Genomic DNA, 14,049 nt, shown 5'->3' with positions numbered 1-14,049 from the left:
TCCTTCGGCCGGTTCACAGGAACACGAGCAGCGCCCCGCCGACGACGACCGCGGGGACGGTGGTGATGGCGGTCGCCATGACCGCGCTGTGGCGGCGCAGCGCGGCGAGCGGAATCAGGGCGTCCCCGTCCTGGCTGATCGCGTTGGCGACCAGCGTGGGTAGCGGCAGGCCGCCACTGACGTAGAGGCCGGTGAAGACGATCTGCAGGGCGCAGCCGGGTACCAGGCCGACCAGTGCACCGACCAGCACACCGACGAGGCCGGTCAGGACGAGCTGCGAACCGTCGAAGCCGGTCGTGGTGCTCAGCACCTGCCAGCCGAGGTAGGCCACCGCCACCCAGACCGTAACGAACGAGGCCTCGTGCGCGCTGTGCCGCAGCGTCGCAGCCCTGGTACTGGCGTGCGCGGTCTCCAGGGTGTCGTCGGCCAGCCGTCCCCGCCCGGCGGCGAAGATGAGCGCCGCGACCAGCGTGCCGAGCACCCCGAGCGCCAGGTACGGGTCGATCCCGCCGATCACGGTCAACGCCGCCGGGTCGACGATCTGGAACACCACCGGTACGGACACCGCGAAGGCTGGCGTCGTCAGCCCCCAGAACGCGGTCGACGCGGGCACCCGGGGCAGCAGTCCACCGAACAGGCGACGGGACACGGTGAGGTCGGGCCCGACGTCGGCGGCGAGGTCCACCGGTGCCGCGACGGGTATCGGCCGCCGCCGGGCGGCGGACCGGGCGGGATCGATGCCGAGGGCGTCCACGGCGTACCCGGTGGCCAGGCCGGCCACGAACAGCAACGCGTGCAGTTGCAGCGCGAAGAGCGGGTTCCAGGCCAGCACCACCCAGGACGAGTCGCCCATGGTCGCGACCAGCGCACCCACCACGGTGCCGAAGGAGACCTTGCCGCGGGCGTACAGCGGCATCAGGATGATCGCGCCGCCGCAGCCCGGCGTGACCCCCAGCAGCGCGCCGACCAGCGGGCCCACCCGGCGGCGACGGGCCAGCCCGTCGGTGACCCGGTCCCCGTACCGCCAGCGCAGCCAGCCGAACAGCGCCACCATCACGGCGACGTACACACCCACCTGCATGAACGCGTCCGCGAGCGGGCGCAGCACGAGTTCGGTCACGGCACACCTCCTCGGGCGGGCGTCACCCGCCGGGCCACCCGGTCCGGTGGGCGGCCCGGCGGGTGAACGTCAACTGATCTTGCTCTTGACGGTGTTGACCACGCCCTGTGCCATGCCCGGGTTGGTTCCGTACAGACGCGGGTCGCCCGGGGGCAGGACAGGTTCGGGCGCGTGGGCGCGCGGGCTGTGTTCGTAGCGGAACTCCCCCTTGCCGTCCGGTGTCGGTCCGGAGGCCCAGCGTCCCTGTGCGGCGTCCTCGCCGGGAGAGAAGTCGAGGTACGTGTAGCTGAACTGCTCGGTGAAGTCCGGCGAGTCGGGGAAGGCGTCCGGCACCGGCATCTCCTCCAGGCCGTCCTCCCTGAGCTGCTCGATGGCGGCCATCCACATGTTCTGGTGCATGGTGTCGCGGGCCAGCAGGAAGCGGAGCATCTGCTTCACGCCGGGGTCGTCGGTCATGTTGAACAGACGCGACACCTGAAGGCGACCCTGGGCCTCGGCGGTGACGTTGAGCTGGAAGTCGGCCATCAGGTTGCCGCTGGCGGTGACGAAACTGCCGCTCCACGGGACTCCCACACTGTCGACCGGCATCGCCCCGCCGCCGCCGTGGATGAAGTGTGCGGGATTGGAACCGCCGTAGATCGCCCCGACCATCGGGTTGTCCTCGGCAGCCTCCTGCAACGACAACGGCGCGTTGTCGAGCAACCGGGTGATCATGGTGGCGATCATCTCGACGTGGCCCATCTCCTCGGTGCCCACATCGAGCAGCAGATCCTTGTACTTGCCCGGCAGCCGGCAGTTCCACCCCTGGTAGAGGTACTGGTTGGCGACGGTCATCTCGCCCCACTTGCCGCCCAGGATCTCCTGGAGCCGGCGGGCGAACGCCGCGTCGGGACCGTCCGGCTTCGCCTCGAACTGCAGGTCCTTGATATGGGTGAACACGCGCCCTCCTCGATGAGCTCAGCTGTCACCGAGGTCACTTCCCCGATCGCGGGCCCGTGCGGGCCAACCGGCGGCCCGGACGGGTCAACCTGCCCGGCGGGCCGGCAGCAGCACCTCCACCGCCACCCCGGTCGGGCGCAGCCGGTGCAGGCGTACCTGGCCGCCGTCGACGGCGACCAGTTCCCGGACGATCCACAGGCCCAGGCCGGACATGCCGACGGCCGGGGCGGGCCGGCGCAGCGCCTCGATCAGGGTGTCCGCCACGTGTCCCTCATCCAGCACCCTGATGCTCAGGTCGGCACCACGGCAGGCCGCATGGATGCCCACCCGACCTGCGGCAGGTCCGTGGCGCAGCGCGTTCTCGACCAGGTTGCCCACCATCTGCCGGGTACGGCGGGCCGACACCGCACATCGTGCGGCCTCCCGGGTGACCCGGACGCGGCGGCGCTCCGCCGGTACGAGCATCGCGACGGCGGGCAGTACCTCCGCCAGCGGCACCGCATGGTCGTTCCCCCCGGCCAGCAGCGTCAGGGCGCCCACGCTCGTCGCCGCCTCGGTGAGCAGATTCTGCAGGTACGCCGCGTGGTCGCGGGCCAGTGCGGAGATGGCCCGACGCTGCTCGCCGGTCAGCGGGCTCGTCTCGTCGGCGAGGGCCCGGGTCAACGAGGTCAACGAGGTCACCGGCGTACGAAGTTCGTGGCACAGTACCCGAAGCAACAGGTCACCGGAGCCAGCGGCCCGGGCACCACCTGCGGGAACGTCGGTACGGCGGAGCGCCTCCCGCAGTCGTCCGAGGTACCGTCCGCGCATCCGTTCCCCACTCCCCCGAGGTGGCACCGGCCGCATGATCGGTACCCGCTCGGGAAGGGAACAGGCATGTCCGAGTCCCCGGCCGTCCGGGTGGCCGTCGTCGACGACCACCCGCTGTTCGCCCGTGGACTCGAACTGCTGCTGCCGTCGGCCACCGCTGGTCGGGTGCGGGTGGTGGGCGCCACCGGTGACGCCGCCGCGGCGGCCGCGCTGATGTGCCGGTGCCTACCGGACGTGGCCCTCGTCGACCTGCACATGCCGACGCCGGGCGGCATCCGCGCCGTGGCGGCCATCCGCCGCACGACCCCACGGGTGCGTGTGGTGGCGATGTCCGGTGACAGCGATCCGACGCCGGCGGTGGAGGCGCTGCGAGCGGGCGCCGAGGCGTTCCTGCCGAAGAGTGCCGAACCCGAGGCGTTGCTGCCGCCCCTGTTGGCGGTTCTCGACGGGTGGGCGGTGTTGCCGGCGCACCTTCTGCGTGACCTGCTGCACGGCAGCCCGGGCGTCCGGGTCGCTCTCGACGCCGAGGAGCGTGCCCTGCTCCGGTCGATCGCCGCCGGCCGCAGCACCGTGGCCATCGCGGACCAGTTGCACGTCTCGGAACGCACGGTGAAACGGATGACCGCCGCGCTGCTGCGCAAGTTGCGGGTCGGCACCCGCGCCGAGGCCGCGGCGCTCGCCGGGCACGCCGGTCTGCTGGGCGACTGACCGGCCGTCGAGCCGGAACCGGCAGCGCACGGCCCGGCCACTCACACACCGCTGGCCGTGCCTCGACCCACGCCGGCCGAGACGCCCGGCCGATCAGCTCTGGAGTGGGTGCTTGTCGATTCGCCGCCGCAGGGTGTCGGCGAAGCCTTGGGCGGTGGCCAGTTGCTCGCGGAGCGCGTCGACCCGGGTGGCGGCGAGGGTGTGGAACATGGCGAGCCGGTCGAGCAGGGCAGCACGTTGAGCGCCGTCGCTGGCGGGCAGCGCGTCGAGGACGCCGAGCAGGTCACGCATCTCGTCGAGGGTGAACCCGAGGGGTTTCATCCGTTTGACCACGCCGAGGCGGTCCAGGTCGGGTTCCGTGTAGAGGCGGAAGCCGCCGTCGGTACGCGCCGACGGGACGATGAGCCCGACCTGTTCGTAGTGCCGGATGGTGCGGATGCTCAGGCCGACCCGCTCGGCGGCCTCGCCGATCTGCATGAGTCGGCCCGCCGCCGGGCCACTGACGGGTCGCGGCCCGGCGTCGCGGTCGGTGCGAGGCATCAGTGACCCGCGCCGAGGGTGCCGGCAAGGCTGCCGTGGATGGCAGCGCTGGGCTTGTTCAGCTCGACGATCTCGACGGTCTTGCCCCGTGCTGCGTACTTGGTGGTGACGGCGTCGAGGGCGGCGACGGAGGAGGCGTCCCAGACGTGGGCTCGACTCATGTCGATGATGACCTTCTCCGGGTCGCCGGCGTAGTCGAACTGGTAGACCAGGTCGTTGCTGGAGGCGAAGAAGAGCTCGCCGTGCACGGAGTAGATCCGGGTGCCGCCGTCGGGATCGAGCACGCTGGTGACCTCGACGAGGTGGGCGACCCGGCGGGCGAAGATGACCATGGCGGTGAGCACGCCGGCGACGACGCCGATGGCCAGGTTGTGGGTGGCCAGGGTGGTGGCGACGGTGGTGACCATGACCAGGGTCTCCCCCAGCGGCATGCGTTTGAGGGTGGCGGGGGCGACGGAGTGCCAGTCGAAGGTGGAAACCGCGACGATGACCATCACGGCGACGAGGGCGGCCATCGGGATGGTGGCGACCACGTCGCCGAGCGCCACGACCAGGATGAGCAGGAACACGCCGGACAGGAAGGTCGACAGGCGGGTCCGGGCACCGGACGCCTTTACGTTGATCATGGTCTGGCCGATCATGGCGCAGCCGCCCATGCCGCCGAAGAAGCCGGTGACGATGTTGGCCACGCCCTGCCCCCAGGACTCGCGGGTCTTGTTGGAGTGGGTGTCGGTGATGTCGTCGACCAGCTTGGCGGTCATCAGTGACTCCATCAGCCCAACCAGCGCGATACCGACGGCGTAGGGGGCGATCAGCGCCAGGGTGTCCATTGTCCAGGGGATCTGCGGAAGGCCGAGCGTGGGCAGGCTGTTCGGCAGTTCACCCTGGTCGCCGACGGTCGGCACGGTCACGGCGGCAGCGACCGTGATCATGGTCAGCACGACGATCGCGACCAGCGGCGCGGGGACGACCCGGGTGAATCGCGGCAGCCCGACCATGATCAGTAGGGCCAGGCCGGCGAGCGGGTAGACCAGCCACGGCACCCCGAGCAGGTGCGGCACCTGGGCGGCGAAGATCAGGATGGCCAGGGCGTTGACGAACCCGACCATCACGCTGCGCGGGATGAACCGCATCAGCTTCGCCACCCCGAGGGCAGCCAGCAGCACCTGGATCATCCCGCCCAGGATCACCGCGGCGATCAGATAGTCGAGGCCGTGCTCCTTCGCCAGGGGCGCGACGACCAGGGCGATCGCGCCGGTAGCCGCGCTGATCATCGCCGGCCGGCCACCGCAGATCGAGATGACCACGGCCATGGTGAACGAGGCGAACAGTCCGACCCGCGGATCCACCCCGGCCAGGATCGAGAAGCTGATCGCCTCGGGGATCAGCGCCAGGGCCACCACCAGCCCGGCGAGGACCTCGGTCCGGAACACCTTCGGCGACAACCAGGACGGGCGGGACAGACGCGGCCGGACGACCGCGGACAACATCGAAGACATACAGCCGTTTCCGCTCAGGGGTTTGCGCGTCGAGCGCCCACCCGGTGCCGCTCCCCGCAGGGTCGGCGTGATCTGCACATACCAGTACCGGTCGGACATTTCCGGACCGTTTCCGGGCATCATCGCCCAGGAGAACACCGCTCAAGAGACCGCGAGGGGCCGTAGCCGCACCTCGACGACCGACACCGAACCTACCCTCCTGCGAGAGTAGGTTTCACTCCACGGTGATGATCATCACGATTGAATGGCGAAGGCCTCACCGCCGGGTGTGTGAACTCTCGGCGAGCGGGTCGGATCGGGCTTCATACGAGGTCATTCGGCCTGGTGACACTCTTTCCCCGTTCGGCCGGCGTGGTTGCGGTACTTCGCTGCGGTACTTCCGGCGGCTGCCTGGTCCAGCCGACGAAACGGCGGTGCAGTGCGCCGGCTGGTACCCACGGCATGTCCTCGGCGGCCTGGACGAGATAGCCACCGAGGTACAGCGCCAGGGATACCGGAGCGTTGTCGGCTCCGCCTGAAACTGACCCCGTGGTTCCGGCTGAATTTTGACCCCCTCCGGAAGCATCGGGAGGTGCTAAGCGTGGAGGACTGGGCGGAGATCCGTCGGTTGCACCGGGCGGAGCGGATGGCGATCAAGGCCATCTGCCGCCGGCTGGGGGTCTCGCGGAACACGGCGCGTAAGGCCTTGGCCAGTCATGAGCCCGCCTCAAGCGTAGGGTCAGGCCGTGGACTACGGGGACTTCGGTTTCTTCGGTGGCGTTGCTGCACTGATCTGCGGAGGGACTGGATGCATAGTCTTCGTAGGGGCCGTGGGAATGCTTGCGGTGTGGTGGCGAGAGAAGTGGTAGCGCGAGCCCGTCACCCGAGGAAGCCGACCTCTTCGGTGTGAACTCTCGGCACGCTGGTCGGACCGGGCTCGATCCGAGGTCATCCGGCCTGGTGGGGCTGGCGTCGGTCGCGTCCGGTCGGCACGGTTGCTGTACTCCGCTGCTGTACTTCCGCCGGCTGCCGGGTCCAGCCGATGAAGCGACGGTGCAGTGCGCCGGCCGGTGCCCAGGGCGTATCCTCGGCCGCCTGGACGAGGTAGGCACCGAGGTAGAGCGCCAGCGACACCGGAGCGTCGGCGTAATCCGCGCGTAGCTCCCGCCGCCGCGTCGGACACGGCCAGGGCAGGTCGCAGCCGCCGCACCTCCAGATCGGCAACACCGGGCCGTGGCTGGTCACCGCACGCCGCCAAGGAACCGGGCGACGCTCGCGCGGGCCTGCCGACTGGTCGCCCAGTCCACCTGCCAGCAGGGGTACGGGGCGAGCCGCGACCACCACGCCCGGCAACCGACACACAATCCGTCGAGCCCTCGGACGTGCACCGCGAGGATGGCTTGCTCCGCGCCGTTGATCATTGTTCCTCCTCGGTCGGCCAGTGCCCGCGGTTGATCGGGAGGCGGTGCCGGACACGGCACGGCAAGTCGGCTCCGCACCGACAGACCCGCCGCCACAGTTGCCACGACCACACCGGGCGATGCCGGCGGGCAAACGTCAACGCGGTGGCCGACAGGTACTCGTCGTACGAGACGCGCCGCACGCACCCTCCCTCGTCGCTCACGAGGGCAGCCTCTTCGCCCTCTGATTGAGGGGGACGCGGCGACCGGGCGTGACTCGCACCGCCCGCCGCATCCCGTGAGCGAGAAGCTACGGTCGGTTGCGCGGCGGAATGGGTAAGGTTCCTACCTCTGGATCACGAGACGAGTCCGACTCGGACCGCGAGGTCACGGGCATCATCCCGGGTGGCGCGCGGCCCATCGAGCAGGTCCAAGGTGATCTGGCGGGCGTACCCGTTGAAGCGGATCGTCTCCGGAGCCGACTCGTACGCCTGCCGCAGCGTCGCCACTGTCGCTTCCGGGTCGTCCTTGCCGTAGTGCGCCCGCGCGACCTCGATCAGATGGCGTGCCCGACGCGGCCTCGACGGGATCGCCGCCGTATCGTGGCGGCGAGCCTGCCGCACCGCCTCGCCGGACTTCTGCAACTCCACCGCCACAGTCACCGCGTGAGCGCCCATGATGACCCGAGAAAACGACGTCTGCGGCTGGTAAAAGCTTTCCGGCAGACGCTGCGCCACCCGGTCCGCGCGATCCCAGTACCGCCAGGCCCGCCCTTCCTCACCGGCCCGAGCGGCCGTGTACGCGGCCTCGAAGTTCAGCGCACCCCACAACGCCAGCAGATTCGTGCTCCCGGTGGCCGCCTGCGACTCCAGCGCCGACAGCACATCCAGCGTCACCGCCATCGCGGTGTCCCAATCCCCGGCGTCCCGATGCACCTGGCACAGGAACCACCCCGCACCGGCAACCGCCTCCGGATCACCGGACTCCTGCGCCGCCACCATCGCCCGATCCGCCACCCGCCACAACAACTCGGCCGCCGGCTGGTACGCGATGAACATCTGCGCCAACCCGAGTGTCTCCGCCAACAACGCCTGCGCCTGCCGCCGATCGTCGCCCTCGTACACCAACACGGCACGCTGCACATCCCGCAGCAACCCCGGTAACAACCCGCCCAGCACCGTCCGGTGATCCGACGCCTGATGACGTGCCCGCCACGCCACCGCAAGCCGCTCCCTCAGCCTGGACAACGACTCCGCCGGGGCGTCACCGGCGAACGCGACACGGTTCACCGCATCCCGCACCGACGCCAACGCCGGATGCTCCGGCCCATTGACCACCGCAGACCGGTCACCCAACTCCACAGCCAAGGCAGACACGTCGATCTTCAGGGCACGCGCGATCCGGTCCATCATGTGCAGACGCGGCGGCAAGATCCGGTCCGTCTCCACCGCCTTGACCCACTCGGCGCTACGACCCACCAACCCACCGAGCACCGCCCGAGTCTTCCCGGACCGCTCCCGGTAGACCTTCAACCGCTGCCCGAACGTCAACTCCGGCAAGGAATCCACCCGGAACCTCCTCGCGTAGCCCCGGAAGCACCACCGACCCATCCGGCCGCAGACACGCCCAACGCTACCGATCCGCAGGCTGCCTCATAACCCCTTACACGCCGGCGACCTCCGCATCCGGCAGGCACCCCGACCCTTCGCTTGTAAAGCCTGAGCGCTTTGTCCGGCAGGGAGGTCTGCCGCCACGCGCGCTCGCCCACGTGCCACCCGCTGCCGTTCACGAGCCCAGAGCGCACGGTTTAGGAAATGGGGGTGGCGCTCACTGATCCTGGATCGAACCAGTGACCTCCTCGGTGGCTGCTCAGGCGCCCACGTAGGCGGCGAGGTGCTCGCCGGTGAGGGTGGACCGGGCCGCGACGAGGTCGGCAGGGGTTCCCTCGAAGACGATCCGGCCGCCGTCGTGACCAGCACCTGGACCCAGGTCGATGATCCAGTCCGCGTGCGCCATGACCGCCTGATGATGTTCGATGACGATCACCGACTTGCCGGAGTCGACGAGCCGGTCGAGCAGGCCGAGCAGGTGCTCGACGTCGGCGAGGTGCAACCCGGTGGTCGGCTCGTCGAGCACGTAGACCCCGCTCTGCTCGGCCATGTGGGTGGCCAGCTTGAGCCGCTGCCGTTCGCCGCCGGAGAGGGTGGTGAGCGGCTGACCGAGGCTGAGGTAGCCGAGGCCGACGTCGGCGAGCCGGGTGAGGATGCGGTGCGCGGCCGGCGTACGGGCCTCGCCGTCGCCGAAGAACTCCTCCGCCTCGCTGACCGGCATCGCGAGCACCTCGGCGATGTTGCGACCGCCGAAGTGGTACTCCAGCACGGATGCCTGGAATCGCTTGCCCTCGCACTCCTCGCACACGGTGGCGACGCCGGCCATCATCGCCAGGTCGGTGTAGATGACCCCGGCACCGTTGCAGTTCGGGCAGGCGCCTTCGGAGTTTGCGCTGAACAGCGCCGGCTTCACTCCGTTGGCCTTCGCGAACGCCTTGCGGATCGGGTCGAGCAGTCCGGTGTACGTCGCCGGGTTGCTGCGCCGTGAGCCACGGATCGCGCCCTGGTCGATCGACACCACACCGGCGCCCGGTGGGATCGACCCGTGCACCAGGGAACTCTTACCCGAACCGGCGACGCCGGTGACCACGACCAGCACCCCGAGCGGGATGTCGACGTCGACGTCGCGCAGGTTGTGCGTCGAGGCCTTCCGGATCGGCAGCTGCCCGGTGGGCGTACGCACCGACTTCTTGAGGGTGGCCCGGTCGTCGAGGTGGCGGCCGGTGAGCGTACCGCTGGCCCGCAGCCCCTCGACGGTGCCCTCGAAACAGACGGTGCCGCCCGCCGTGCCGGCGCCGGGACCGAGGTCGACGACGTGGTCGGCGATGGCGATCGTCTCCGGTTTGTGCTCCACGACCAGCACGGTGTTGCCCTTGTCGCGCAGCCGCAGCAGCAGGCGGTTCATCTGCTGGATGTCGTGCGGGTGCAGCCCGATGGTGGGCTCGTCGAAGACGTAGGTGACGTCGGTGAGCGACGAGCCGAGGTGGCGGATCATCTTGGTGCGTTGCGCCTCCCCGCCGGAGAGCGTCCCGGACGGCCGGTCCAGGCTGAGGTAGCCGAGCCCGATCTCGACGAAGGAGTCGAGGGTGTGCCGCAACGACGCCAGCAACGGCGCCACGGAGGGCTCGCGCAGCCCGCGCACCCACTCGGCGAGATCGCTGATCTGCATCGCGCAGGCGTCGGCGATGTTGACGCCCTTGATCTTCGACGACCGGGCCGCCTCACTCAGCCGGGTGCCACCACAGTCGGGGCAGGTCGTGAAGGTGACCGCCCGCTCCACGAAGGCGCGGATGTGCGGTTGCATCGCCTCGACGTCCTTGGACAGGAACGACTTCTGGATCTGCGGGATCAGACCCGCGTACGTCAGGTTGATCCCGTCGACCTTGATCTTGGTGGGCTCCTTGTGGAGCAGGTCGTGCAGCTCCTTCTTGGTGTATTTCCGGATTGGTTTGTCCGGGTCGAAGAAGCCGCTGCCCCGGTAGATCCGGCCGTACCACCCGTCCATGCTGTAACCGGGCACGGTGATCGCGCTCTCGTTGAGCGACTTGCTGTCGTCGTAGAGGGCGGTCAGGTCGATGTCGTTGACCCGCCCGGTGCCCTCGCAGCGCGGGCACATGCCACCGGTGATGCTGAAGCTGCGCCGCTCCTTCGTCGTGGTGCCGCCACGTTCGATGGTCACCGCGCCCGCGCCGCTGATCGAGGCGACGTTGAAGGAGAACGCCTGCGGAGAGCCGATGTGCGGCTTGCCGAGCCGGCTGAACAGGATCCGCAGCATGGCGTTGGCGTCGGTGGCGGTGCCGACGGTGGAGCGCGGGTTGGCGGCCATCCGCTCCTGGTCGACGATGATCGCGGTGGTCAGCCCGTCGAGGACGTCGACCTCCGGCCGGGCCAGCGTCGGCATGAATCCCTGGATGAACGCGCTGTAGGTCTCGTTGATCAGCCGCTGCGACTCCGCCGCGATGGTGCTGAACACCAGCGAGCTCTTGCCCGAACCGGAGACGCCGGTGAACACCGTGAGCCGGCGCTTCGGCAGCTCGACGGTGACGTCCTTGAGGTTGTTCTCCCGGGCACCCTGCACCCGGATCAGATCGTGGCTGTCGGCGGCGGGTGGCGCCGACCGGTTGTCGCTGCTCATCGCACTTCCTGAATACGGATCATGTTGCCGGCGGCGTCCCGGATCGCGCAGTCACGAACACCGTACGGCTGCTGGGTGGGCTCCTGGACGATCTCGGTGTCGCTGGCCTGCAACCGCTCGAACACGCCGTCGAGGTCGGGCGTGGCCAGCAGGATCGAGGCGTAGGTGCCCTTGGCCATCATTTCGGTGATGGTACGGCGTTCCTCCTCGGTCACCCCCGGATCGGCGGCCGGCGGGTGCAGCACGATCGACGTACCGGGCTGACCGGGTGGGCCGACGGTGATCCAACGCATGCCCTGGTAGCCGACGTCGTTGCGGACCTCGAAGCCGAGGAGGTCCCGGTAGAAGGCCAGGCTGGCGTCCGGGTCGGTGTGCGGCAGGAAGCTGGCGTTGATCGTGATGTCCATGGCGGTCACGCTAACCGCGGCGCGGGGGCCGCTGCTTCTCGATTCCTGACCGGTCTGGTCACCTGTTTCACCACGCAGGAGGGCATCCCCTTGGTGGCGCGGGCCGCCTCCCGGCGGTAGACGCTCGGCGGCACGCCGACCAGTTCGGTGAACCGGGTGCTGAAGGTGCCCAACGACGAACAGCCGACCGCGAAGCAGACATCGGTGACGCTGAGGTCGCCACGACGCAGCAGCGCCATCGCCCGCTCGATGCGTCGGGTCATCAGGTAGCCGTACGGGGACTCGCCGTAGGCCTGCCGGAACTGGCGGCTGAGGTGCCCGGCCGACATGTTGACCCCACGGGCGAGTGCCTCGACGTCCAGCGGCTGCGCGTACTCCCGGTCGATGCGGTCACGCACGCGGCGCAGGCGGGCCAGGTCGCCGAGGCGCTGTTCGGTGGTGGATCTGCTGGTCACCTGTGCGATCGTGCCACGGCGGTCCGACAGACGGCGAGCGCGTCGGCCGCGACGCGCCATCGGGATCAGCGGGGGCGGGGCGCCACCAGGCCGGACTCGTAGGCGATGACCACGAGCTGGGCTCGGTCCCGGGCGTGAAGTTTGGTCATCGCCCGGTTGATGTGGGTCTTGGCGGTCAGCGGGCTGATCACCAGGCGTTCGGCGATCTGGTCGTTGGACAGGCCCTGCGCGAGCAGGACGACCGTCTCCCGTTCGCGGCTGGTCAGCTCCTTGAGCCGCGCACCGGTCTGCCTCGGTAGCGGCTCGGTGACGTACTGGTCGATCAGCCTGCGGGTGATCGACGGCGCGAGCAGGGCGTCGCCACGGGCGGCCACCCGGACGGCGTACCCGAGATCCGCCGGCTCGATGTCCTTGACCAGGAAGCCGGCGGCACCGGCGCGCAGCGCGTGGAAGACATGTTCGTCCAGACCGTAGTTGGTCAGGATGACCACGTGCACGCCGGCCAAAGCCGGATCCGCGGCGATGCGCCGGGTCGTCTCGATGCCGTCCAGGACCGGCATCTGGATGTCGACGAGCGCGATGTCGGGCAGGTGCTCCCGGGCCAGGGTCAGCGCCTGCTCGCCGTCGGCGGCCTCGGCCACCACCTCGATGTCGTCCTCGATGTCGAGCAGCGCGCGGAAGCCGCTGCGCAGCAGCGGTTGGTCGTCGACCAGCAGGACCCGGATCATGCCGTGCTCACCGGAAGCTCGGCGTGCACGGTGAACCCGCCCTCGTCGCGGGCCTCGGCCCGCAGCAGTCCGCCCAGAGCGACGACGCGTTCCCGCATCCCGAGCAGTCCGACGCCGGGTGCCGCCGCCCGTCCCGGCGGGCCGTCGCCGTCGTCGTCCACCCGGATCGCGAGGATGCCCGGCCGGTAGTCGAGCCGCACCGACGCCGATGCGGTGGACGCGTGACGGGCGATGTTGGTGAGGGACTCCTGCACGATGCGGTAGGCGGTGCGGCCCACCGCGACCGGCACGTCGGGCCGTTGTCCGTCGATCGTCAACGTCGCCTCCAGGCCGGCCATCCGGGCCCGTCGCACCAGGTCCGGGAGTTCGTCGAGCCCGGGTGCGGTGGCGGTGCCGTCGGCGCGCAGTGTCTCCAGGGTCGCGCGCAGTTCCCGGGTCGCTTCACGGCTGGCCTCGCGGATGGCCGCCAGCGCCTCCGGCACCGGCTCGCCACGCCGGCTGGCCAGGTGCACGGCGACCTCGGCCTGCACCTTGATGATCGAGATCTGGTGGGTGAGGGAGTCATGCAGTTCCCGAGCGATGTGCAGCCGCTCCTCGTCGGCGCGGCGCCGTGCCGCCTCCTCCCGGGTGCGCTCGGCCTCCTCCGCCCGCCGCTCGGCCTGCCGGAGCGCCTCCCCCGCCGCCCCGGCGGCGATCAGCCAGGCCACTTCGAGGGCGTCGCGGGCCCGCGCGAGTGCCTCGCCGACGGGCAGCCCGGGCGGTAACGCCAGGGCCGCCAGCGGAAGGGAGACCAGCATCGCGACCGCCGCGACGACCGTGACCGTGCGGTGCCCCGCGCGTACGGCCGCGTAGACCGCGAACAGGAACGCGACGGCGGGCACCTCGATGCCGCTCGCCTGGTGGCCCACCGCGCACACCCCGGTGAGGATCAGCACCGCGACCGGTGCCCGTCGACGCGCGACCAGGGCCAGGCCGCCGGTCACCAACCAGGCGTAGCCGAAAAGGTCCGCCCCGGCGGCGGGGCGGGTCGCGGACAGTGCGGCGATCAGCAGCACCGCCGTCACGCCCACCGCGATCGTCAAGTCCCCGACCGCGGCGCGCCTGAGGATCCGCCCGCACCGCTCGCCCATGGGCGCACCCTAACCGGCCGGCGTGGCCCGGCGACTCCTGCTCACGGACGACTCGTCGGCTACCACGTACGCGGTAGTGGTGCGACGGC

The 14,049-nt window shown here is 70.3% G+C and carries 14 protein-coding genes and 2 pseudogenes; 2 read left to right on the top strand and 14 right to left on the bottom strand.

What is annotated here, in order from left to right:
* Window positions 1-13 precede the first annotated feature (13 nt).
* The 3 genes from O7597_RS26790 to O7597_RS26780 form a co-directional block, all read right to left on the bottom strand.
* A complete protein-coding gene (locus O7597_RS26790; RefSeq protein ID WP_269741458.1) occupies window positions 14-1,120 on the bottom strand; it encodes a putative manganese transporter in 1,107 nt (368 codons plus the stop codon).
* A 69-nt stretch (window positions 1,121-1,189) separates the two neighbouring features.
* The gene (locus O7597_RS26785) at window positions 1,190-2,059 is read right to left on the bottom strand and encodes a manganese catalase family protein (RefSeq protein WP_164446993.1); all 870 of its coding nucleotides are present in this window, start codon (window positions 2,057-2,059) and stop codon (window positions 1,190-1,192) included.
* 84 nt (window positions 2,060-2,143) lie between these two features.
* Window positions 2,144-2,869 carry a HAMP domain-containing sensor histidine kinase gene (locus tag O7597_RS26780; RefSeq protein WP_269741457.1) on the bottom strand — a complete coding sequence of 242 codons (726 nt, stop codon included), beginning with the start codon at window positions 2,867-2,869 and terminating at the stop codon, window positions 2,144-2,146.
* A gap of 66 nt (window positions 2,870-2,935) precedes the next feature.
* On the opposite strand from O7597_RS26780, the gene O7597_RS26775 reads away from it, so the two are divergent.
* Window positions 2,936-3,577: a response regulator transcription factor gene (locus O7597_RS26775; protein ID WP_269741456.1), complete on the top strand. Its 642-nt coding sequence runs from the start codon at window positions 2,936-2,938 to the stop codon at window positions 3,575-3,577.
* A 93-nt stretch (window positions 3,578-3,670) separates the two neighbouring features.
* Here O7597_RS26775 and O7597_RS26770 read toward each other — a convergent pair whose 3' ends face one another.
* From O7597_RS26770 to O7597_RS26760, 3 genes and pseudogenes are all read right to left on the bottom strand, one after another.
* Window positions 3,671-4,117 carry a MerR family transcriptional regulator gene (locus tag O7597_RS26770; protein WP_269741455.1) on the bottom strand — a complete coding sequence of 149 codons (447 nt, stop codon included), beginning with the start codon at window positions 4,115-4,117 and terminating at the stop codon, window positions 3,671-3,673.
* The gene (locus O7597_RS26765) at window positions 4,117-5,616 is read right to left on the bottom strand and encodes a SulP family inorganic anion transporter (RefSeq protein WP_269741454.1); all 1,500 of its coding nucleotides are present in this window, start codon (window positions 5,614-5,616) and stop codon (window positions 4,117-4,119) included. The genes O7597_RS26770 and O7597_RS26765 overlap by 1 nt, the downstream gene beginning before the upstream one ends.
* A 302-nt stretch (window positions 5,617-5,918) precedes the next feature.
* Window positions 5,919-6,116: pseudogene (locus O7597_RS26760) on the bottom strand (hypothetical protein); the annotation flags it as partial.
* A gap of 71 nt (window positions 6,117-6,187) precedes the next feature.
* Between O7597_RS26760 and O7597_RS26755 the strand changes: the two are divergent.
* Window positions 6,188-6,310, top strand: a pseudogene (locus O7597_RS26755) (helix-turn-helix domain-containing protein); the annotation flags it as partial.
* A gap of 233 nt (window positions 6,311-6,543) precedes the next feature.
* Here the strand turns inward: O7597_RS26755 and O7597_RS26750 are convergent.
* From O7597_RS26750 to O7597_RS26715, 8 genes are all read right to left on the bottom strand, one after another.
* Entirely contained in the window at window positions 6,544-6,840 is a 297-nt protein-coding gene (locus O7597_RS26750; RefSeq protein ID WP_348650771.1) for a hypothetical protein, read from the bottom strand.
* A complete protein-coding gene (locus O7597_RS26745; protein WP_281581090.1) occupies window positions 6,837-7,202 on the bottom strand; it encodes a hypothetical protein in 366 nt (121 codons plus the stop codon). Before O7597_RS26745 ends, O7597_RS26750 begins: the two co-directional genes overlap by 4 nt.
* A gap of 149 nt (window positions 7,203-7,351) precedes the next feature.
* Window positions 7,352-8,563, bottom strand: a complete 1,212-nt coding sequence (locus O7597_RS26740) for a helix-turn-helix transcriptional regulator (RefSeq protein WP_269741451.1) — start codon at window positions 8,561-8,563, stop codon at window positions 7,352-7,354.
* A 301-nt stretch (window positions 8,564-8,864) separates the two neighbouring features.
* Window positions 8,865-11,240 carry an excinuclease ABC subunit UvrA gene (locus O7597_RS26735; RefSeq protein ID WP_269741450.1) on the bottom strand — a complete coding sequence of 792 codons (2,376 nt, stop codon included), beginning with the start codon at window positions 11,238-11,240 and terminating at the stop codon, window positions 8,865-8,867.
* Window positions 11,237-11,647, bottom strand: a complete 411-nt coding sequence (locus O7597_RS26730) for a VOC family protein (protein ID WP_269741449.1) — start codon at window positions 11,645-11,647, stop codon at window positions 11,237-11,239. The genes O7597_RS26735 and O7597_RS26730 overlap by 4 nt, the downstream gene beginning before the upstream one ends.
* A gap of 5 nt (window positions 11,648-11,652) precedes the next feature.
* The gene (locus O7597_RS26725) at window positions 11,653-12,102 is read right to left on the bottom strand and encodes a helix-turn-helix transcriptional regulator (protein ID WP_269741448.1); all 450 of its coding nucleotides are present in this window, start codon (window positions 12,100-12,102) and stop codon (window positions 11,653-11,655) included.
* A gap of 65 nt (window positions 12,103-12,167) precedes the next feature.
* A complete protein-coding gene (locus tag O7597_RS26720; RefSeq protein WP_269741447.1) occupies window positions 12,168-12,830 on the bottom strand; it encodes a response regulator transcription factor in 663 nt (220 codons plus the stop codon).
* Entirely contained in the window at window positions 12,827-13,912 is a 1,086-nt protein-coding gene (locus tag O7597_RS26715) for a histidine kinase (protein WP_269741446.1), read from the bottom strand. The genes O7597_RS26720 and O7597_RS26715 overlap by 4 nt, the downstream gene beginning before the upstream one ends.
* Between the last annotated feature and the right edge of the window lie 137 nt (window positions 13,913-14,049).

This window comes from Verrucosispora sp. WMMC514 (assembly GCF_027497295.1).
Taxonomy (GTDB): domain Bacteria; phylum Actinomycetota; class Actinomycetes; order Mycobacteriales; family Micromonosporaceae; genus Micromonospora; species Micromonospora palythoicola.
Note: the sequence above shows the minus strand (reverse complement) of the source record. Positions and strands in the feature narration are given on the sequence as shown.